Consider the following 21,279-nt stretch of genomic DNA (forward strand, 5'->3'; position numbering starts at 1 on the left):
GTTTAATTAGAAGAATACACGTAAACCTACGCCAATAGCTTTGTCTTTAACTTTACTATTTTGCTCGTAATTACCTTGTGCATCATAACCTTTAGTAACTTGGTATTTACCTTCAACATAGGTTACAACTTGTTTATGAAGTTTATAGTCAACACCTAACAAGAAACCGTGTTGTTTAGTTTTTGAACTATCTTCTTCTTTTTGTTGCTCATATTTGTAGTTACCGTATACGTTACTTAATTCAGTAATTTTGTATTGGAAACCAGGAGATACATAGAATCTCTTAGTGCTGTATCCCATTTCTTTTTCATTTGCGTAACCAGCATCAAGAGATACAATTGCATCACCGAAATCATAACCCAAGGTAGTTAAGAAACCATCAACATGGTGTTTTTGAGATGTTGCTGATTTATAATTTGTACGACCGTAACCAAATTTTGCAATAATGCCATCTTCATAGGCAACGCCAGCTTGGAAACCATTTTCAAGTTTGCCGCTTAATACTTCGTTGTTTGCATCACGTTCATTTGCGAATAAATAGTCTGCACTGATTACTAATTTATCAATACCTTTGTAAGCATAGCGAATAACTGAATCACCTTCTGTTGGGATATATGCGTCTTTATCAATAATACCGTAGGTGTAATCGTTAGCTGTGCTTAAAGAGTCTGCTGTGGTTAATTGGCGACCAAATGTAAGTTCACCACGTTCTTTGTGACCTAATCCAACGAACGCACGTCTAGTACCTAAAGCTCCGAAACCGTCGGCTTTAGCGCCATTTCCTTGTTTTCCATCAAATCGAACTTGTAACTGACCTAATGCGTAATAGCCGCTATCTAAATTATGTTTTACTTTAACTTCTAAACGAGAACCAGCATTTCTTAATCCAGAATGAGTACGTTTAGTATCTGCTTTATTGCCGCCTTTGTTAGTTTTTTCTAACTGAACACGAATAGAACCACCAAGTTCAACTTTAGTTCCTTCGTTATCGTAAACTACTGCTGCGTTCGCTGCTGAAGCTGCGAATGCACCGATGATTAATGCTGCAAGTGTTTTTTTCATAATTTGTATTCCTTATGGTTGTTTACTATCTATGATTGAACTCTTTTCATATAAGATTGTCCAACCGCCTAAATAGACATGGCGAATCATTGCAAATTCGCATTTTGATGTCAACTCTCCAAAATTTTAATTTTCTTGAAATCTGATCGAGATCACACTTTTTGTATATTTTTGTCTGTTTTTTGTTCTGTTTTTGAAGCTTGAGTATCATCTATAAATATTTTTAGGTATTGGGGAATAGAATGATATGCCACTTTTCTATATTATTCTTCTATGTAGCCAATATCTTCCTGTGTTGGGTTTTCTGCCCCTTTTCTAGCTAATTCATCGCACATTTCATTTTCTCTGTGTCCTGCATGACCTTTCACCCATTGCCAATTAATTTTATGACATTGGATGGATTCATCTAAGGCTATCCATAAATCTTGGTTTTTTACAGGCTTTCCAGAACTTGCTTTCCAATTATTTTTTTTCCAGTTAAAGATCCATTTTGTTATGCCATTCTTCATATATTGGCTATCGCTATAAAGCGTGATCAAGCAAGGTTCTTTTAATGCATTTAATGCCTCAATGACAGCGCGTAATTCCATTCGATTATTGGTGGTTTTAAAATAGCCTTTGGAGAGCATTTTTTCATGCTGTTTATAACGTAATACAGCGCCAATTCCGCCCGCACCTGGATTACCTAAGCAAGATCCATCAGTAAAAATTTCAATCTGTTTTTGCATAACAAAAAGGTTGTTGTGTAGAATGGCAAGTATTTTAATGGAAAGAGATAGGTTGAACAAATGATTAATCCCAATCGCCAAATTGTATTAGATACTGAAACTACAGGTATGAATCAGCTTGGCGCGCATTATGAAGGACACTGCATTATTGAAATTGGTGCAGTTGAATTAATAAATCGTCGTTACACAGGTAATAATTTCCATATTTACATTAAACCAGATCGCCCTGTTGATCCTGATGCGATTAAAGTTCATGGTATTACTGATGAAATGTTAGCGGATAAACCAGAATTCAAAGAAGTTGCCCAAGATTTTTTGGATTATATTAATGGTGCGGAATTGCTTATTCACAATGCACCCTTTGACGTTGGATTTATGGATTATGAATTTCGTAAACTTAACCTTAATGTGAAAACAAGCGATATTTGTTTGGTGACAGATACTCTACAAATGGCGCGTCAGATGTATCCTGGAAAACGTAATAATTTGGACGCACTTTGTGATCGTTTAGGTATTGATAATAGTAAACGTACTTTGCACAGTGCGTTACTGGATGCCGAGATCTTGGCGGATGTTTATTTGATGATGACGGGGGGGCAAACAAATTTATTCGATGAAGAAGAATCTGTTGAGTCTGAAGTTATCCATGTTGTGCAAGAAAAAGCGGCGGAAGAAATAAAAAGTGCGGTAGATTTTGCGCACAATTTAAAATTACTTCAACCTACTGATGATGAGCTACAAGCGCATTTAGAATTATTAAAGATGATTAATAAAAAAAGTGGAAATAATTGTCTTTGGGATAAACGCTTTGGTAATGATAATGTGTATTAATCGTTTGGAATTTAAGCAGGTAAGTAAAATTTAATAAAAAAAGATTGACGAGATTTATGTTCGTCATTATGATACGCACCACTTAGCGGAGTGGTAGTTCAGCTGGTTAGAATACCTGCCTGTCACGCAGGGGGTCGCGGGTTCGAGTCCCGTCCATTCCGCCAATTTAAAATTAATATCTTACCTCGGAGTGGTAGTTCAGCTGGTTAGAATACCTGCCTGTCACGCAGGGGGTCGCGGGTTCGAGTCCCGTCCATTCCGCCAATTAAGATAAATAAAGATAGCACCTAACGGTGCTTTTTTTGTATCTAAAATTTGCTTCATCCTTGACAAAAATAAAGTAAACTTTTAAGATTTGAAGAACTAGGGAGCTGCTACTCCCTAGTATGTCGTGTTATTAGTAAGTCGGTAAACTCACTAATAATAGTAGTACGACAAGGATAATGACTTTAATCATCTTTTTATCCTCTTCAAACGTTGCGAAAAAGCGCAACACTCGCTTTCAAGCTGAATCCTTGAAAGCGAGATTATTATAACGTTAGGTTATAGATAAATAAACAGTGTTTAGAAAGCCATAGGATTGTATCCTGTGGCTTTTTCTTTTCCTTGTTGAAATCATTTTTACCAATCCTTTAACTTCCGATATAATAGCCGCCATTTTTGACAAAATAAGAGATTTTTTATGGCAACTCCAGTTGTGGCCCTTGTCGGTCGCCCGAATGTGGGAAAATCCACATTATTTAATCGCCTTACCCGTACAAGAGATGCGTTAGTCGCTGATTTTCCTGGTCTAACTCGTGATAGAAAATACGGCCATGCTCATATTGCTGGTTATGAGTTTATTGTTATTGATACTGGCGGTATTGATGGAACCGAAGAGGGCGTAGAAGAAAAAATGGCGGAGCAATCTTTGCTTGCGATTGATGAAGCCGATATTGTTCTTTTTCTTGTGGATGCTCGAGCGGGTTTAACGGCAGCTGATATTGGTATTGCTAATTACTTACGTCAACGCCAAAACAAAACGACGATTGTGGTGGCAAATAAAACCGATGGTATTGATGCGGATTCTCATTGTGCTGAATTTTATCAGTTAGGTTTAGGGGAAATTGAGCAAATTGCAGCCTCACAAGGCCGTGGTGTCACTCAGTTAATGGAACAAGTACTTGCGCCTTTTGCGGAACAAATGGAAAACTCCGATGAAAATAACCGCACTTCTGAGGAAGAACAAGACGAATGGGAACAAGAATTCGATTTTGATTCAGAAGAAGATACAGCATTGCTTGATGAGGCGTTAGAGGAATCGGAAGAAGAGCAAGATAAAAATATTAAGATTGCGATTGTTGGTCGCCCAAATGTCGGTAAATCCACTTTAACCAATCGTATTTTAGGTGAAGATCGTGTGGTGGTTTACGATATGCCAGGCACGACACGCGACAGTATTTATATTCCAATGGAGCGTGATGGACAGCAATATACGTTGATTGATACGGCTGGTGTGCGTAAGCGTGGTAAAGTGCATTTGGCTGTGGAAAAATTCTCCGTGATTAAAACCTTGCAAGCGATTCAAGATGCTAATGTTGTGTTGCTGACTATTGATGCAAGAGAGAACATTTCTGATCAGGATTTATCTTTGCTCGGCTTTATTTTAAATGCAGGTCGTTCTCTAGTGATCGTCGTGAATAAATGGGATGGTTTAGATCAAGATGTGAAAGACCGGGTTAAATCTGAGCTTGATCGTCGTTTAGATTTTATTGATTTTGCGCGAGTGCATTTTATTTCCGCATTGCACGGCAGCGGTGTGGGTAATCTTTTTGATTCGATTAAAGAAGCCTATGCTTGCGCGACTCAAAAAATGACGACTTCGCTTTTAACTCGTATTTTGCAAATGGCAACCGATGAGCATCAACCACCGATGATTGGCGGTCGTCGAATTAAATTAAAATATGCTCATCCAGGTGGTTATAACCCGCCGATTATAGTGGTTCATGGTAACCAAATGGATAAATTACCGGATTCTTATAAACGTTATTTATCTAATTATTATCGTAAGAGTTTGAAAATTATTGGTTCACCAATTCGTCTTCTTTTCCAAGAAGGTTCGAACCCATTTGCGGGGCGTAAAAATAAACTTACCCCGAACCAATTACGTAAACGTAAACGTTTGATGAAGTTTATTAAGAAAGCGAAACGTTAAATTCGAGATAAATAAAACTTATAAAGATTTAACCGCACTTTTAAAACTCTTTTTGGAGAACTAAAGTGCGGTTATTTTTTTATTTGTTTTGCAGAAGAAATGTATGGCGATATTTTAAGTGCGTTGTAATAAAAATAATAAAACCGATTAAACCTAATGTTGCCCCCGTATAACCAATTTCGTTTAATCCTAAATAGGTTGTCGCAAGATTTCCAAATAATGCGCCAGCTCCAATTCCTGCATTGAAAATGCCCGAGTAAATAGCCATGGCAACATCTGTTGCATCTGGCGCAAGTTTTAGTACGCGCATTTGTAGAGATAGTCCGATACAAGAAATGCCAATACCCCAAATAAACACAAGGCTGAACATTGCTATCATTGTTTCAGTAGAGAAGAGCAGTAGTAGGAGAGAGAGTATTAATAATCCCATCGAAACAACAATAAATTTTGTAGGAGCAAGTCGGTAGAATCTGTTAAATAATAGGCTTGCGGCAATACCTGAGAAACCAAAAACTAATAATACAGCCGTGGCAAAATTTGGATCCAAGTGCCCTACATCAATCATGAATGGTTCGATATAAGTATAAGCGGTAAAGTGTGCTGAAATGACGATTGCCGTTGTTACATAAAGCCAAAGTAATAATGGGCGTTTCGCAAGCAAGGGTAAACTTGCAATAGAGCCAGCATTTTTACTGGGTAAATTTGGTAATAATCGAATAATTAAAAACATGATAGATAATGCCAGTACCGCAATAATGCCAAAAGTGACCCGCCAACCGACAAGCTGTCCGACAATTCTCCCAATTGGTAGACCTAAGATGGTGGCAAGTGCGGTGCCAATAGCGAGCATTCCTAATGCTTGAGTTTTCTTGTGTTTAGGTGCGATGCGCATCACAAGTGAGGCAGTAATTGACCAAAACACCGAATGTGCTAATGCAATACACATTCGAGCGAGAAGTAATATCCAGAAATTCCATGCAATGACCGATAAAATATGCCCAACAATAAATATAATGAAAAGCTTAATAAGCAGACTTTTACGTTCCATGTTGCCTGTGGCAAGCATGGCTGGTAGAGACATAATTAGCACTGTCCACGCATAAACTGTCATCATTAAACCAGTATCGGCGATTTGCATATTAAAACTTTGTGCAATGTCGCTTAACATTGCAACGGGTACGAATTCTGTAGTATTAAAAATAAATCCTGCGCAAGCCATAATAAGCACGCGCCATGATTGGATTTTTTCAGCTTTTAAATATAACGACATTAACGTAACTTTTCTTTAATCGCATCAATTAATTGATGGCGGAATTTCTTCGTAAAATTAATTTTATATTGTGGTGAACTGCAGTTACCAAAAAAATTAATTGGTAGTGCCAAATTTTGATAGCGTTGATCAGTAGAATGTAAATTGATATCCACATTGCATTCCATTCGATGTAAATCAATGATGCCTTTCCCTTGCCCCAAAAGTGCGGGTGTTTTTAATTCAATTTTTTCAGCAATAAGTTGATTCTGTTGGAGAAATAATTGTAAGTAAAATTGTTCAAAGCGAGTGTTTAATTCTTTGTATTGTAACAGATCACCGTTGTAATTGATAGGGAAATATTGACTGACCATATCCAATAAATTTACACCAAGAATTTCACCATTTTGAGCGAGGATATTTAACTTTCCTTGAATAAGTTGTGAATGTAAAAATGTGAAATCAATATTAAAATCTGCGTGTCCACTTAACACTTCTGGCAAATTTAATAGTGCGAATAAGCGTTTAACCGGGAAATATTTGCCTGAAAAATTTACCGCACTTTGATTGTCTATTTGTTGATATTTCAATATGGCTAAACAATCGTTATCACACTGTGGTTTTATATAAGTCACCATTTGTTGGCGTGGGGACGTAAAATCTGCGTGGGTTTCTATATAACCAAGAGGTTGGTTATTTAAGCTTGCATCTACAAATTGAATCAGGGCAGATTTCGATTTTGAAAAATCTAAATTCGCTTTCTTGAAAGTAAAATTGAATGTTTTATTTCCATATATAGGTTTATCAAATTCAATACGAATATGGCTTTCAGCATTCAACATTACTTTTGGGGATAAAAGTTGATTTAAGGAAAACGGCGCTAAATCCATTGAGATATTTGCGCTGTTTTGTGTGTTTTGATTGAGAGTGATTTGTTGAATATTAAGTGAGTGAAGTTTTGCGTTGCCATAAAAAAGAGGCAAAAAATTCAGTTTAGCCTCAAGTTTTTGAACTGAAAATTGCGTAGTTTTTATATTTTTAAGAGAAAGTGCGGGTGGAAATAGAGATAAATTGACGGATTGAACCGCAATATTTTGTTGTGCTAGTTGTTCATCGATGGTACTTTGTACTCGATAAAGTTGGATATACAAAAAAGAAAAGATCGCCAAAGCGACGATCCCTACGCCAAGCGCGAACTTTTTCATCGATTATTCCTTGTCTTCGTCAATACGACTCGCAACCGCACTTTGTTGATTTTTATATTTTGCATCTTTGCGGCTACTGTATGGTCGTTTCGCTTCGCCACTTAATATTTCAAAGCTTAATGCACCAATCACCATATTTGGGCGTAATGCTAATGGTAATTTCCCTGAATTATAAAATTCTAACACGATTTTTCCTTCCCAACCCGGATCAATACGGTGTGCAGTGACGTGTACCATTAAGCCTAAACGCGCTAAAGAAGATCGACCATCTAACCAACCTATAATATTGGCGGGTAATTTCACTGATTCAAGTGTGGTTGCTAACGCTAAAGTACCTGGATGCAAGAAAAATGCTTCGTCTTCAGGCACAATAATTTCATCGCTCATTACAGATTCAAGCTGGGCGGACACTTCTTCTTTCGGACCGCTTAAATCAATGAAAGGCGCCGAGTGCTCACGAAATACGCGGAAAGAATTACCCAAGCGAACATCAATTGTCGCGCCGTTGATTTTGTCATTATTTGGACGAGGAGTTAAAGAAATAATGCCATCATCGAGATAGCGTTCAATATCAGTATCGCAAAGGCGCATAAGATTTCCTATTTTTGATTCAATAAATGAAGGATTTGAGCTTTTAACATATTGATGGCAATACGGTTTTTACCACCACGAGGAATAACAATATCCGCATATTGTTTAGATGGCTCAATAAATTGTAAGAACATCGGGCGGACGGTTGCGCGATATTGATCAATAACCGATTGTAGGGAGCGACCACGTTCTTCCATATCGCGTTGTAAACGACGAATAAAACAAATGTCTAATGGCGTGTCCACGAATACGGAAATATCCGCAAGTTGACGAACGCGTTCATCAGTAAGCAGTAAAATCCCCTCTAAAATCACAATACGTTTTGGGGTAAATGTTGTGGTTTCACCCGTACGGGTATGATCAACATAGCTATAAACAGGTACATTAACAGATTTTCCTGATTTTAAATCTTTTAAATGTTGAATGAGCAAATCGCGATCCATTGAGCTTGGATGGTCATAATTTGTTTTTATGCGTTCGCTCATTTCTAAATGGCTTTGATCTTTGTAGTAACTGTCTTCGGCAATAATACCAATTTCTTGGCAGCCTAATTCATTACAGAGTTCTTTGTGAACGGTAGAGGCGATAGAACTTTTGCCTGATGCGGATGCGCCAGTGATGGCGATGATGATACAAGAATCTGACATAATTGTGTTTTGATGTAAGGGAAATTTCGCCAATTATAAGTAAAAGTGCGGTGAATTTCACGTTTATTTTTTCACTTAAATTTTAAAAAGTGTGAGCTTCATCACGGTATTATTCGCCTTTTTCACGTAGGATTCGAATCATTCTATCCAATAAGGAGTATTTATTATGAAGTTCAACAAAATTTCTCTTTCTGTTTCTGCCGCACTTTTAGCTGCAGGCTTGGCTATTTCTGGTTCTGCTAACGCTAAAGGTCGTTTAGTTGTGTACTGTAGTGCAACCAATATTTTGTGCGAAACCACCACAAAAGCATTTGGCGAAAAATATGATGTGAAAACGTCCTTTATTCGTAATGGTTCAGGCAGTACTTTTGCTAAAGTTGAAGCTGAAAAAAATAACCCTCAAGCGGATGTTTGGTTTGGTGGTACCTTTGACCCTCAAGCTCAAGCTGCAGAATTAGGGTTAATTGAGCCTTATAAGTCTAAACACATTGATGAAATCGTAGAACGTTTCCGTGATCCCGCGAAAACGAAAGGTCATTATGTTTCCTCAATTTATATGGGGATCTTAGGTTTTGGTGTGAATACTGAACGTTTGGCAAAATTAGGCATTAAAGAAGTGCCGAAATGCTGGAAAGACCTAACAGATCCTCGCTTAAAAGGCGAAGTTCAAATTGCAGACCCTCAAAGTGCGGGTACCGCTTACACAGCATTGGCAACTTTCGTTCAATTATGGGGCGAAAAAGAGGCATTCGATTTCCTAAAAGCCTTGCATCCTAATGTTTCTCAATATACCAAATCGGGTATCACGCCATCACGTAACTCTGCGCGTGGCGAAGCGACAATTGGGGTAGGTTTCTTACATGATTATGCATTAGAAAAACGCAATGGTGCACCGTTAGAATTAGTCGTGCCTTGCGAAGGAACGGGGTATGAGTTAGGTGGCGTGAGTATCTTAAAAGGTGCACGTAATATTGATAATGCAAAATTATTCGTCGATTGGGCTTTATCAAAAGAAGGCCAAGAATTAGCTTGGAAACAAGGAGATTCTTTACAAATCTTAACTAACACGACCGCAGAACAATCACCAACTGCATTTGATCCAAATAAACTCAAATTAATCAATTATGACTTTGAAAAATACGGTGCAACAGAACAACGTAAAGCCTTAATTGAAAAATGGGTACAAGAAGTTAAATTAGCGAAATAGCGCTGAATAAGTGCGGTAAAAAATACTGAAGTTTTTGACCGCACTTTTTCGTATTTTTAATGTGATTTCGTTTTCCCTCTAAGAGATTGCAAAATTTTCATTCATAAGGGAGTTATAATCAGATGAAACTATCAAAAATCGCAGTAACCCTGTCTGGTATGATGTTAAGTGGATTAGTATTAAGTAATCCATCTTTTGCAAAAGGACGTTTAGTCATTTATTGCAGCGCGCAAAATACGATGTGCGAGCAAGAAGCGATGGCATTTGAGAAAAAATTTGATGTTAAAACAAGTTTTATTCGTGGTGGCACGGGAACCATTTTAGCGAAAATTGATGCTGAAAAAGATAATCCACAGGGCGATGTTTGGTATGGTGGAACGATGGATCCTCATTCTCAAGCAGGGGAAATGGGCTTGTTGGAGCCTTATAAATCATCCAATCTTCCTCAGATCGTAGAAAAATTCCGTGATCCAGCCAAAATGAAAGGGAATTATTCTTCAGCGATTTATTTAGGCGTGTTAGGTTTTGGGGTAAATCCAGAACGGTTGAAAAAATTGAATTTACCTATTCCAAAATGCTGGAAGGATTTAGCTAACCCAATTTACAAAAATGAAATTCAAGCGGCAGATCCACAAAGTTCTGGTACGGGTTACACTCAGCTAGCCACTTATATGCAACTTTGGGGAGAAGACGAGGCGTTTAAATTCTTAAAAGAGTTGAATAAAAACGTATCGCAATATACCAAATCTGGTAATACGGCAACACGTAATACAGCGCGTGGAGAAACGGCAATTGGTATTGGTTTCTTGCATGAATATTCTTTAGAAAAAGCGAAAGGCGCACCAGTAGAATTAGTTGTACCTTGTGAAGGTACTGGCTATGAAATTGGCGGCGTGAGTGTTATTAAAGGAGCTCGAAATTTAGATAATGCGAAACTTTTTGTTGATTGGGCATTATCCAAAGAGGCGCAAGAATTAACTTGGCAAAAAGGTGAGGCGTATTCCATTTTAACCAACACTACTGCACAACAATCGCCTTATGCGTTAGATTTTAAATCTATTAATTTAATTAACTATGATTTTGATAAATACGGTGCGACTGATTTACGTAAACGCTTAATCACAAAATGGGTTGATGAAGTAAAATTAGCCAAATAATGATGTCACTAACGAAGTGATATGTCGCATATCGCTTCGTTTTTTTACCCTATGCGAGGTTGTATGAACGCAAAAAAACTTTCCATAATGCATTCTGCTTATTTTTGGATTATTTTATCCTTATTAGCGTTTGCGCTTCTGCCTTCCAATGCACTTGATTACGGTTTGTTTGAAAGTACTTCAGATGAATATTTAGATGCAATGGGCTGGGCTTCTTTCAATTTAACTTGGGCTTGGTTCCTGCCCGTTATTGTGTATGGTGCTTTGCCGTTATTTAGATTGCCACAGCAAACCCAAGCAAAAACAGAGCTATTTTTGACCGCACTTTCTGTACTGTTTATGTTTATCAGTGCGACGGTGTGCAAAATCAGCATGGGTTATTCTGTGATCGTGTTACTTGTGGGATATACCGCATTAGCAACACTTTCATTGGCAAAACTAAAAGTGATGCAAGGTGATAAATTTATCATCGCTTCTTTGCTTTGCATTATTTTGCTTATTTTCTTTTTTATCGTTTATCCAACATTGGCGATTTTCGTTTCAATGTTTTATGACGGAGACACGTTTGCGCCACAACAAGTGATGCGTATTTTAACGCAGAGCTATATTGTTCGAGTAATTACCAATTCGCTTTTCTTATCGGGCTTTGTGGGCGTAGTATCTACTGTATTTGGTTTAGCCTTCGCGCTTTATACCACGCGTATCGCTCGTAGAACGGCATTTATCGGAAAAATTTTCTCTATTTTGCCAATTGTTACACCACCATTTGTTGTGGGATTAGGGGTAACTTTAATGCTTGGCCGTTCTGGTTATGTAACTGAATTTTTAAGTACGAATTTTGGTTTCACCAATCATAACTGGTTGTATGGTTTTAATGGGATTGCAATTGCTCAGATTCTCGCATTTGCCCCTATTTCTTTTATGATTTTAGATGGCGCATTAAAATCGGTACATCCTTCTATTGAAGAAGCCTCTTATACGTTACGAGCCAATCGCTATCAAACTTTTTATAATATTATTTTTCCATTGTTACGCCCCGCATTGGCGAACTCATTTTTAATTGTATTTATCCAATCGCTTGCAGATTTTAGTAACCCATTGGTATTGGGCGGTAGCTTTGATGTGATTGCAACACAGATTTATTTCTATATTGCGGGTTCGCAATTAGATTACGCATCAGCAAGTACCTTAGGTTCAATATTATTAATTTTCTCTCTAGCGATTTTTATCATTCAATACATTTGGATTGGTAACCGCTCTTATGTCACCGTTTCAGGTAAATCTTATCGTGGTGATGTGCAAGATCTTCCAACTGGTTTGAAATATACAATCATCGGCATGCTTGGATTCTGGGTAATCTTTAACATGGCACTTTACGGCAGTATTTTCTACGGAAGCTTCACTGTAAACTGGGGCGTAGATTACACTTTAACCTTGAAAAACTATGCCATGTTATTCGGGCAAGGATTAAGCGATGGAGCGTGGCCGTCACTAATTAATACCTTAATTTATGCAGGTATTGCCGCACCATTAACTGCATTCTTTGGATTATTGATTGCGTACATTGTGGTGCGTAAAGATTTCCAAGGTAAAAAATCCCTTGAGTTCTTAACCATGCTTTGTTTTGCCGTGCCGGGTACCGTAGCGGGGGTCTCTTACATTTTAGCCTTCAACAATGCGCCACTTTATATTACGGGAACTGGCATTATCGTGATTATTTCAATGGTTATGCGTGACTTACCAATCGGTATGCGAGCAGCGATTGCAGGGTTAGGTCAGCTTGATAAATCTCTTGATGAAGCATCGCTTTCTTTAAAAGGGAGTTCCTGGAAAACCTTATGGTATATCGTCTTGCCATTATTAAAACCAGCATTGCTTTCCGCACTTGTTACCAGCTTCGTTCGTGCAATGACGACGGTGAGCGCAATTATATTCTTAGTGACAGCAGATACTCGGGTTGCAACAGCTTATATCCTAAATCGCGTTGAAGATGGTGAATACGGTGTTGCTATTGCGTACGGCTCAATCTTAATTGTTGTCATGATGGCAATTATTTTATTCTTCGATTGGATTGTAGGTGATACACGTATCTCTCGTTCTAAAGCGAAAAAAATGAATTAACTCGTTAAGTTGTAGGTAAATATTATGAGTAATAATGATTTCTTAGTATTAAAAAATATTACCAAAGCATTTGGTAAAGCGGTCGTCATTGATAATTTAGATTTAACGATCAAACGTGGCACGATGGTGACATTGTTAGGGCCCTCAGGTTGTGGAAAAACCACCGTATTACGTTTGGTTGCGGGGTTAGAAAATCCAACATCAGGCCAAATTTTTATTGATGGCGAAGACGTAACAAAATCCTCTATTCAAAATCGAGATATTTGTATCGTCTTCCAATCTTATGCGCTATTCCCGCATATGAGCATTGGCGATAACGTGGGCTACGGCTTAAAAATGCAAGGCATTGGCAAAGAAGAACGTGCTCAACGTGTAAAAGAAGCTTTAGAGTTGGTGGATTTAGCTGGGTTTGAAGACCGTTTCGTGGATCAAATTTCGGGTGGTCAACAACAACGTGTTGCATTGGCTCGTGCTTTGGTATTGAAACCAAAAGTCCTATTGTTTGATGAACCATTAAGTAATTTGGATGCAAACTTACGTCGTTCTATGCGTGAAAAAATCCGTGAATTGCAACAACGTTTAGGCATTACTTCGCTTTATGTGACACATGACCAAACAGAGGCCTTTGCTGTATCTGATGAAGTTATCGTTATGCATAAAGGTAAAATTATGCAAAAAGCGCCAGCGAAAGAACTTTATCTCCGACCAAATTCCTTGTTTTTAGCAAACTTTATGGGTGAATCCAGTATTTTCAATGGAAAATTAGAAAATGGCGTGGTGGATATTAATGGCTATCATGTGTCTTTAAAAGATGCTGCACAGTTTAATTTACCCGATGGTGAATGCTTAGTAGGTATTCGCCCAGAAGCAATTTATCTTGCTGCAGAGGGCAGTGATGCTCAGCGTTGCGAGATTAAAAGTGCGGTCTATATGGGCAACCATTGGGAGGTCGTCGCAAATTGGGCAGGAAAAGATTTATTGGTGAATTGTAAGCCAGAAGATTTTAATGCCGATTTAAAACAAGCTTATGTAAATTTATCTGATCACGGTATTTTCTTATTGAAGAAAGAGTAGTACAGACATAAAAGAAGTGCGGTGAAATTTCACCGCACTTTTGTGATTACAATTAAGGGGAAGGATTTTCCCTTTTTTTATTTCTGTTATTAAATCGCCCAACCGCCTGCATAGAATGCAACGAGTACGATTGCAATAATCACAGTCCCTACATTTAAGCGTTTAATATCGCCACTCACGATTCTTCCAATTACTAATGCCGCAAAACCTAACATAATGCCTGTTACGATGTTAGCGGTAAGTACGATAAATACTGCGCAGATTAATCCGCTCATCGCACCAACGAAATCATCGAAATCTAATTTGCTTACATTGCTTAACATTAATAAACCAACATACATTAATGCTGGAGCAGTTGCGTATCCAGGCACTAAGAAAGCTAATGGTTGGAAGAAAAGCATTAATAGGAATAACACACCAACAACGATTGCTGTAATGCCTGTTTTACCGCCTGCTGCTGTCCCTGCTGCAGACTCAATGTAAACGGCAGCTGGTGCTGTACCGAATAAACCTGAGAATAAGCTACTGATTGAGTCTGAAGTTAAAGCTTTACCGCCATTGATAATTTGACCGTCTTTATCAAGTAAGTCTGCTTGACCTGCAACTGCGCGAATAGTGCCCGTTGCATCAAATACGGCGGTCATTACCAACGCAAATACGACAGGTAAGATTGCGGGTTGTAGTGCGCCCATAAAGTCTAATTGTAAGAAAAGAGAATTTTCACCAAAGGTTGGCATTTTGAAAATCTCTCCGCCAAATTTTACATTTGGATCAAAAATTAAACCTACGATAGTAATAGCGATAATTACCCATAAAATACCGCCTTTAATTTTCATTTTTTCAAGGCCGATAATGAGCGCCAAACCAATTAAGGACATCATGACTGGGAATGAGGTGAAATCGCCTAATTTTACTGGCAAGCCAGCTTGATTGCTGACGACTAAACCAACGCCGTTTGCCGCAATTAAAAGTAAAAAGAGTCCGATACCAATGCCTGCTCCGTGAGCGATACTGGATGGTAAATTACGCAAGATCCATGCACGGATACCTGTGGCAGAAATTAAGGTAAACACAACCCCCATTAAGAATACTGCGCCTAGGGCAACAGGAATGGCAACCTTTTGACCAATTACTAAGCTAAATGCCGTGAAAGCTGTAAGAGAAATTGCACAACCAATTGCCATTGGTGCATTTGCCCATAAGCCGATTAAGATAGAGCCTAACCCTGCAACTAAACAGGTGGCAATAAAGACAGATTCTGCGGGAAAACCTGCAGCACCTAGCATATTGGGTACCACGATTACAGAATAAACCATTGCTAAGAACGTGGTTAAACCCGCGATAATTTCTTGACGAACAGTTGAACCACGTTGCTTGAGCTCAAATGTTTTTTCTAAAGTTGGCATAGTGTTCCTTAAAGTTGAGTGAAAAATTGAAGTGAATAAGGTGCGCTATTTTACATCATAAAAATGAGAAGTAAACGTTTGCGTGAGTTTTGTTTAGGATAAAGTGCAGTCAAAATTATGAATAGTTATGAAATAATCTATTTGCTGATTTTCTCTACAAATGAGACTGCGACTCAGCAGAAAAACTGCTATACTTGTCGCGTTTTTTAACTTGATAAAATGAAGGAAACAAAATGGCTGATTTTAATCAAATTTTAACGCCAGGCGATGTAGATGCTGGCATTATCAATGTAGTAAATGAAATTCCAGAAGGTAGCTGCCATAAAATCGAATGGAACCGTAAAGTTGCGGCATTCCAATTAGATCGTGTTGAGCCAGCAATTTTTGCAAAACCAACTAACTATGGTTTCATTCCACAAACTTTAGATGAAGATGGTGATGAGTTAGATGTGTTATTAATCACTGGTCAACCATTAGCAACAGGTATATTCCTTGAGGCTAAAGTAATTGGTGTCATGAAATTTGTTGATGATGGCGAAGTGGATGACAAAATCGTTTGTGTTCCTGCAGATGATCGTGATACAGGCAATGCGTACAATTCATTAGCAGATTTACCGGCAAACTTAATTAAACAAATTGAGTTCCATTTCAATAACTATAAAGCGCTTAAGAAACCTGGCTCAACGAAAGTAACTCATTGGGGCGATGTAGAAGAAGCGAAAGAAGTGATTCGCGAGTCTATTAAACGTTGGAATGAGCGTTAATTAATAAATACATTTGATTGTAAAAGTCCCTGATTCTTTGAGTTGGGGATTTTTTATATGAGTTTCAGAAATTTAGATAATAAAAAAAACACCTTTCGGTGCTTGCTTTATTTTTGAGTGGTGGGTCGTGAAGGATTCGAACCTTCGACCAACGGATTAAAAGTCCGCTGCTCTACCGACTGAGCTAACGACCCACTGATATCATTTTTGAAATGGTGCCCGAAGCCAGACTTGAACTGGCACGCCTCGAAAGGCGAGGGATTTTAAATCCCTTGTGTCTACCGATTCCACCACTCGGGCATATAGACAACTAACATTTGCGTATTATGGAGGCGTGTCCCGGAGTCGAACCGAGCTACATGGATTTGCAATCCAGTGCATAACCGCTTTGCTAACACGCCACGAATTGGAGCGGGAAACGAGGCTCGAACTCGCGACCCCGACCTTGGCAAGGTCGTGCTCTACCAACTGAGCTATTCCCGCATTCGCTGTTAGTGGTGCGCATTTTACGGAAATTAAGATAACTGTCAATTACAGATTTAAAAAAATTGTCTAACCGTTTAAAAAAAGTTCATTTTGTTCAAATAAATCACAGAAAATGATGGAAAAATGGAATTTTATGTAATTTTCCAATTTCTACTTTTATCACTTTTTCCTTTGTGCCAAAATGCTAAACGTTTTTTAGCACGTAAAGTGCGGTTGATTTTTTCATTATTTTTAGAGGATGTTATGACACAACAATATGCTATCGATACTTTATTAGCTCAAGCAGGCAATCGCAGTGATGAGCGTACGGGCGCGGTTTCTACACCAATTTTTCTTTCTACGGCTTATGGCCATTATGGTATCGGTGAAAGTACGGGATTTGATTACACGCGTACCAAAAACCCAACTCGTACAGTATTAGAAGAAACGATAGCTAAATTAGAGAATGGAGATCGTGGCTTTGCTTTTTCTTCTGGTATGGCGGCAATTCAAGTTTTGATGACGCTTTTCACTGCACCAGATGAATGGATCGTTTCTAGCGATGTGTATGGTGGTACTTATCGACTATTAGATTTTTCTTATAAAAATAACAATAGTGTAAAACCGGTTTATGTTAATACCGCATCTGTTTCTGAAATTGAGGCTGCCATTAACCTAAATACGAAAGCGATTTTTATTGAAACTCCATCAAATCCTTTAATGGAAGAATGTGATGTGGTTGAAATTGCAAAACTTGCGAAAAAACATAATTTGATGTTGATCGTGGATAATACGTTTTTAACGCCAGTGCTTTCTCGCCCATTAGATTTAGGCGCAGATGTGGTGATTCACAGCGGGACTAAATATATTGCCGGTCATAATGATGCACTTGTTGGTTTAATTGTTGCGAAAGGACAAGAACTTTGCGATCGCATTGCTTATATTCAAAATGGTGCGGGTGCGGTGCTTTCACCTTTTGATTCTTGGCTGACTATTCGTGGTATGAAGACCCTTTCTTTACGAATGAAACGTCATCAAAAGAATGCACAAGCCATTGCGGAATTTTTAAAAGCTCAACCACAAGTGGAATCAGTGCTTTATCCAAATAAAGGTGGGATGTTGTCTTTCCGTTTGCAAGATGAAGCTTGGGTTAATACGTTCTTAAAATCCATCAAATTGATTACTTTTGCAGAAAGTCTAGGTGGCACAGAAAGTTTTATTACTTATCCTGCTACTCAAACTCATATGGATATTCCAGAATCCGAGCGTGTAGCTCGCGGGATTACTAATACCTTGTTGCGTTTTTCAGTCGGTATTGAAGATGTAGAAGATATTAAAGCGGACTTATTACAGGCTTTTGCACATTTAAAATAATTGGAGCAAACCATGAAAATTGCAATCTATAGCACTAAAAGCTATGACAGAAAATATATTGAGCTCATTAACGCGAAATATAATTTTGATTTAGAATTTTTTGATTTTATGCTGAACGAGAGCACTGCACGTTTGGCAGAACATTGCGAAGTAGTATGCATTTTCGTGAATGATAATGGTAGCCGAAAAGTATTAGAAAAATTAGCTAGACTTGGCGTGAAAATCGTGGCTTTGCGCTGTGCGGGTTTCAATAATGTTGATTTAAAAGCAGCTCAAGAATTGGGCATCCAAGTTGTCCGCGTTCCCGCTTATTCGCCTGAAGCAGTGGCAGAACATACCATCGGTTTGATGATGACTCTGAACCGTCGAATTCATCGTGCTTATCAGCGTACCCGCGAAGCAAATTTCTCTCTTGAGGGGTTAATTGGTTTCAATATGCATGGGCGCACGGTCGGCGTAATCGGAACGGGTAAAATTGGGATTGCGGTGATGCGCATTCTGAAAGGTTTCGGCATGAATATCTTGGCGTACGATCCTTTCAAAAATCCAGTGGTGGAAGAACTGGGGGGACAATATGTTGAATTAGATGAGCTTTATGCTAAATCTCATGTGATTACGCTTCATTGCCCAGCAACGCCAGAAAACTATCATTTATTAAATCGCGAAGCTTTTGCCAAAATGAAAGATGGCGTGATGATCGTTAATACGAGTCGCGGCTCTTTGATTGATACCCAAGCTGCAATTGATGCGTTAAAACAGCGCAAAATCGGGGCGTTAGGTATGGATGTGTATGAGAATGAGCGAGATTTGTTCTTTGAAGATAAGTCTAACGAAGTGATTCAAGATGATATTTTCCGCCGTTTATCTTCTTGCCATAATGTATTGCTGACAGGCCATCAAGCATTTTTAACCGAAGAGGCACTAACCAATATTGCGGATGTGACTTTATCAAACGTTTATAAATTGAAGTCTGGTAAAGTGTGTGAAAATATTGTTTTGCCGTCTTAGCTTTTGGCAATTAAAACGATTAGTTTACATTTTTTAAAACGGTGTTATTCTGCACCGCACTTGTAAGTTTAAAAAAAGCCCTTATATAGGGATTCCATTCACAAAATTAAGGAAAACAAAATGAGCGAAGTATTACACATTAATGACGCAGATTTTGAAAGTGTTGTAGTTAATTCAGATATCCCCGTTTTATTAGACTTTTGGGCACCTTGGTGTGGTCCTTGCAAAATGATTGCTCCAGTGTTAGATGAACTTGCACCTGAATTTGCTGGTAAAGTTAAAATCGTGAAAATGAATGTGGATGACAACCAAGCAACCCCAGCACAATTTGGTGTTCGTAGTATCCCAACATTATTATTGATTAAAAATGGTCAAGTTGTAGCAACTCAAGTTGGTGCATTACCAAAAACTCAATTGGCTAACTTCATTAACCAACATATTTAATCGTTGCTTAAAGCTATAAGTAACTTTAGTGCATTGATAAGATTGCCCCTTAATGGGGCAATTTTTTTGTCTAAAATTTTGATGAACGACCTGATGAGAATCAAAGCACTTGCTCAAATTCTATATTTAAAGGAAAGGCTTTGGTTATCGTATTGTAAATAAAACAACAGCGTAATGCGTTTTGTGTGAGTTGTGTGAAGATATCATCGGTTAAATCCGATGAAATAAAAATTTTAATTTTTCCGTCATTAATGACAGGCTGCTCACTATAGCCGCGAACGCCAAGTAAGGTTAAAGGATTGGCGAGGTTGAGCCAAATTTTTCCTTCCATTTCTACAATATCGGCACGTTGTTGAGCAAAATGTGCTTTTACACTGCTCAAAATACCACCTAAAATAGAAACGGCAAAATAATCCACCGCACTTTTTTGTAACGATTGGTTATCGAAATTGACTTGTGAATAGAGAGAAATACTGTCATTTGGTGTGAATAATTTAATTTCTTCTCCGCGTAATACGGCTCGATATTTCGCTGTAAAAGATTCACTTTCAGGTACGTTATACATAACGTTCCCTCAATATTGATTTTGCTTCATTTAATACCTTAAGTTTGGCTTCAATAATGTCAAATCCATTTAAAGGGCGGTTAGAAAAAGTGGCAAATCCACAATCTGGATTTAGCCAAATTTGCTCTGGTGGAAGGTAATTTAAGGCTTTTTCTGCTCGTTGAGTAATCTGATCTACGGTTTCCACTTCATCTGAACGAGGATTGATGACGCCTAAGCCTAAAATACATTTTTGTCTTAAGATTTTACTTTCTAACAACGAACTTAATTCTCCCGCTCTTGGCGTAGAAAATTCGAGCATTAAAATATCAGGTAATGCCGATTCAAATAAATCCACTAATGATGTATAAGGCCCGCGCAGTAATACGCTCTCATCTTTGCTCCAGTTGCCACGGCATACATGTAATGCAGTTTTGATATTTTTATTTCTTGCATACTCAAAGATTTGAGTAATTAAACTTTTTGCAAACTGTAGTTCCGCTGCAAAATCTTGTTTTTCGCTTAACGCCGCACACATAAATGAACGTGTTTGATGATGGCTAAAAATAACCTCAGTCAAAACAGGCTCATCAAATTGGACTACACTTACGCCTAGCTCACATAAATGATCAATTTCTTGCTTTAAGATAGTAACAACATCTTTTGCCATTTCTTCTTTTGATGAATAATGTTGCCCTGACACAGGCGAAAGCCACATGGAGCGAGCCATTAAGTAAGGCCCTGGCAAGGTTGCTTTAATTGGTTGCTTAGTTAGATTTTTCAGTAGTAGCATTTCATCTGCTACTAAAGATTGTTTGTAGCTGATTTTTCCCACGCAAATCGCATTTTTTATGGAAAGTGCGGGAACATCCAAGGTTTCTAGCATTGACTCAAAAATTTGCTTTTCTTTAATGTGATCGAACATTTCACTCATGCTCATTAAGATTGCGCCTTGAATTTTTTGTGCAATAAAAGAAAGGTAATTGTCGCGAAGTAATTCGCCACTCGTGATAATATCAATGCCAGTACGTTGTTGAAGTTCGACAACTTGTTTTGTTTCTTGAACAACAATTTGCTTAAGCTCTGTTGTGGTGATTTTACCGAGTGCGTGCTTTTTACGCGCCATCAAAAGTGCTTGGCTACGAGGCATTGAGCCTAAAAGGGAAGTTGTGAAAAGTTCCATAGAAAATCCACAATGATGGGCGTTT

At 38.2% G+C, this 21,279-nt stretch carries 20 protein-coding genes and 6 tRNA genes; 12 read left to right on the forward strand and 14 right to left on the reverse strand.

Translation table 11 applies throughout. The features are described from left to right. Positions 1-6: 6 nt before the first annotated feature. Positions 7-1,062, reverse strand: a complete 1,056-nt coding sequence (locus tag AAX18_RS04685; protein ID WP_046953126.1) for a porin — start codon at positions 1,060-1,062, stop codon at positions 7-9. Between the two features lie 263 nt (positions 1,063-1,325). After that, positions 1,326-1,790, reverse strand: coding sequence for a ribonuclease HI (rnhA, locus tag AAX18_RS04690; RefSeq protein WP_046953127.1), 465 nt, complete (start codon positions 1,788-1,790; stop codon positions 1,326-1,328). Between the two features lie 60 nt (positions 1,791-1,850). Here rnhA and dnaQ point away from each other — a divergent pair, with 60 nt between their 5' ends. The 3 genes from dnaQ to AAX18_RS04705 all read left to right on the forward strand — a co-directional run bounded on the left by dnaQ (position 1,851) and on the right by AAX18_RS04705 (position 2,885). Continuing rightward, the gene (gene dnaQ, locus AAX18_RS04695) at positions 1,851-2,621 is read left to right on the forward strand and encodes a DNA polymerase III subunit epsilon (RefSeq protein WP_046953128.1); all 771 of its coding nucleotides are present in this window, start codon (positions 1,851-1,853) and stop codon (positions 2,619-2,621) included. A gap of 87 nt (positions 2,622-2,708) precedes the next feature. Next, a tRNA-Asp gene (locus tag AAX18_RS04700) sits at positions 2,709-2,785 on the forward strand. Positions 2,786-2,808: 23 nt separating this feature from the next. Further along, positions 2,809-2,885: transfer RNA gene (locus AAX18_RS04705), tRNA-Asp, on the forward strand. Between the two features lie 133 nt (positions 2,886-3,018). Here the strand turns inward: AAX18_RS04705 and AAX18_RS09085 are convergent. Next, positions 3,019-3,078, reverse strand: a complete 60-nt coding sequence (locus AAX18_RS09085; RefSeq protein WP_371316032.1) for a hypothetical protein — start codon at positions 3,076-3,078, stop codon at positions 3,019-3,021. Between the two features lie 225 nt (positions 3,079-3,303). Between AAX18_RS09085 and der the strand changes: the two genes are divergently transcribed. After that, entirely contained in the window at positions 3,304-4,815 is a 1,512-nt protein-coding gene (der, locus tag AAX18_RS04710) for a ribosome biogenesis GTPase Der (protein ID WP_046953129.1), read from the forward strand. 79 nt (positions 4,816-4,894) lie between these two features. Here der and AAX18_RS04715 read toward each other — a convergent pair whose 3' ends face one another. The 4 genes from AAX18_RS04715 to udk are packed head-to-tail and all read right to left on the reverse strand — an operon-like array spanning position 4,895 to position 8,507. Next, on the reverse strand, positions 4,895-6,085 hold the full coding sequence (locus tag AAX18_RS04715; RefSeq protein WP_046953130.1) for a sugar transporter: 1,191 nt from the start codon (positions 6,083-6,085) through the stop codon (positions 4,895-4,897). Then, positions 6,085-7,269 (reverse strand): hypothetical protein, encoded by a 1,185-nt coding sequence (locus AAX18_RS04720; protein ID WP_046953131.1) that lies wholly within the window; start codon positions 7,267-7,269, stop codon positions 6,085-6,087. The genes AAX18_RS04715 and AAX18_RS04720 overlap by 1 nt, the downstream gene beginning before the upstream one ends. 3 nt (positions 7,270-7,272) lie before the next feature. After that, a complete protein-coding gene (gene dcd / locus AAX18_RS04725) occupies positions 7,273-7,860 on the reverse strand; it encodes a dCTP deaminase (protein WP_046953132.1) in 588 nt (195 codons plus the stop codon). Between the two features lie 8 nt (positions 7,861-7,868). Beyond that, positions 7,869-8,507, reverse strand: coding sequence for a uridine kinase (gene udk, locus AAX18_RS04730; protein ID WP_046953133.1), 639 nt, complete (start codon positions 8,505-8,507; stop codon positions 7,869-7,871). Between the two features lie 166 nt (positions 8,508-8,673). On the opposite strand from udk, the gene AAX18_RS04735 reads away from it, so the two are divergent. The 4 genes from AAX18_RS04735 to fbpC all read left to right on the forward strand — a co-directional run bounded on the left by AAX18_RS04735 (position 8,674) and on the right by fbpC (position 14,066). Then, entirely contained in the window at positions 8,674-9,714 is a 1,041-nt protein-coding gene (locus tag AAX18_RS04735; protein ID WP_005668523.1) for an ABC transporter substrate-binding protein, read from the forward strand. Between the two features lie 122 nt (positions 9,715-9,836). Beyond that, entirely contained in the window at positions 9,837-10,871 is a 1,035-nt protein-coding gene (locus AAX18_RS04740) for an ABC transporter substrate-binding protein (protein WP_046953134.1), read from the forward strand. 63 nt (positions 10,872-10,934) lie between these two features. Further along, the gene (locus tag AAX18_RS04745) at positions 10,935-12,992 is read left to right on the forward strand and encodes an ABC transporter permease (RefSeq protein ID WP_046950167.1); all 2,058 of its coding nucleotides are present in this window, start codon (positions 10,935-10,937) and stop codon (positions 12,990-12,992) included. Between the two features lie 24 nt (positions 12,993-13,016). Further along, the gene (fbpC, locus tag AAX18_RS04750; protein ID WP_046953135.1) at positions 13,017-14,066 is read left to right on the forward strand and encodes a ferric ABC transporter ATP-binding protein; all 1,050 of its coding nucleotides are present in this window, start codon (positions 13,017-13,019) and stop codon (positions 14,064-14,066) included. Between the two features lie 89 nt (positions 14,067-14,155). Here the strand turns inward: fbpC and AAX18_RS04755 are convergent, their stop codons facing one another. Continuing rightward, positions 14,156-15,472, reverse strand: coding sequence for an NCS2 family permease (locus AAX18_RS04755; RefSeq protein ID WP_005627949.1), 1,317 nt, complete (start codon positions 15,470-15,472; stop codon positions 14,156-14,158). Positions 15,473-15,705: 233 nt separating this feature from the next. On the opposite strand from AAX18_RS04755, the gene AAX18_RS04760 reads away from it, so the two are divergent. Continuing rightward, the gene (locus tag AAX18_RS04760; protein WP_046953136.1) at positions 15,706-16,236 is read left to right on the forward strand and encodes an inorganic diphosphatase; all 531 of its coding nucleotides are present in this window, start codon (positions 15,706-15,708) and stop codon (positions 16,234-16,236) included. 118 nt (positions 16,237-16,354) lie between these two features. Here the strand turns inward: AAX18_RS04760 and AAX18_RS04765 are convergent. The 4 genes from AAX18_RS04765 to AAX18_RS04780 all read right to left on the reverse strand — a co-directional run bounded on the left by AAX18_RS04765 (position 16,355) and on the right by AAX18_RS04780 (position 16,719). Further along, positions 16,355-16,430: transfer RNA gene (locus tag AAX18_RS04765), tRNA-Lys, on the reverse strand. Positions 16,431-16,449: 19 nt separating this feature from the next. Beyond that, positions 16,450-16,536 (reverse strand) — tRNA-Leu (locus tag AAX18_RS04770). 27 nt (positions 16,537-16,563) lie between these two features. Further along, positions 16,564-16,637 (reverse strand) — tRNA-Cys (locus AAX18_RS04775). A gap of 6 nt (positions 16,638-16,643) precedes the next feature. Then, a tRNA-Gly gene (locus AAX18_RS04780) sits at positions 16,644-16,719 on the reverse strand. A gap of 246 nt (positions 16,720-16,965) precedes the next feature. Here AAX18_RS04780 and AAX18_RS04785 point away from each other — a divergent pair. From AAX18_RS04785 to trxA, 3 genes are all read left to right on the forward strand, one after another. Then, a complete protein-coding gene (locus AAX18_RS04785; RefSeq protein ID WP_032825634.1) occupies positions 16,966-18,075 on the forward strand; it encodes a methionine biosynthesis PLP-dependent protein in 1,110 nt (369 codons plus the stop codon). A gap of 12 nt (positions 18,076-18,087) precedes the next feature. After that, complete coding sequence (locus AAX18_RS04790; protein ID WP_005627942.1) at positions 18,088-19,083, forward strand: 2-hydroxyacid dehydrogenase; 996 nt, start codon at positions 18,088-18,090, stop codon at positions 19,081-19,083. 120 nt (positions 19,084-19,203) lie between these two features. Then, positions 19,204-19,527: a thioredoxin gene (gene trxA / locus AAX18_RS04795; protein WP_005627940.1), complete on the forward strand. Its 324-nt coding sequence runs from the start codon at positions 19,204-19,206 to the stop codon at positions 19,525-19,527. Between the two features lie 100 nt (positions 19,528-19,627). Here trxA and AAX18_RS04800 read toward each other — a convergent pair whose 3' ends face one another. Continuing rightward, the gene (locus AAX18_RS04800; protein ID WP_046953137.1) at positions 19,628-20,092 is read right to left on the reverse strand and encodes a hypothetical protein; all 465 of its coding nucleotides are present in this window, start codon (positions 20,090-20,092) and stop codon (positions 19,628-19,630) included. Beyond that, positions 20,085-21,254, reverse strand: coding sequence for a cobalamin-independent methionine synthase II family protein (locus AAX18_RS04805; RefSeq protein ID WP_005627935.1), 1,170 nt, complete (start codon positions 21,252-21,254; stop codon positions 20,085-20,087). The genes AAX18_RS04800 and AAX18_RS04805 overlap by 8 nt, the downstream gene beginning before the upstream one ends. Positions 21,255-21,279: the final 25 nt, after the last annotated feature.

The sequence above is a fragment of the Haemophilus haemolyticus genome, from assembly GCF_001008205.1.
In the GTDB taxonomy this organism is placed as follows: domain Bacteria; phylum Pseudomonadota; class Gammaproteobacteria; order Enterobacterales; family Pasteurellaceae; genus Haemophilus; species Haemophilus haemolyticus_Q.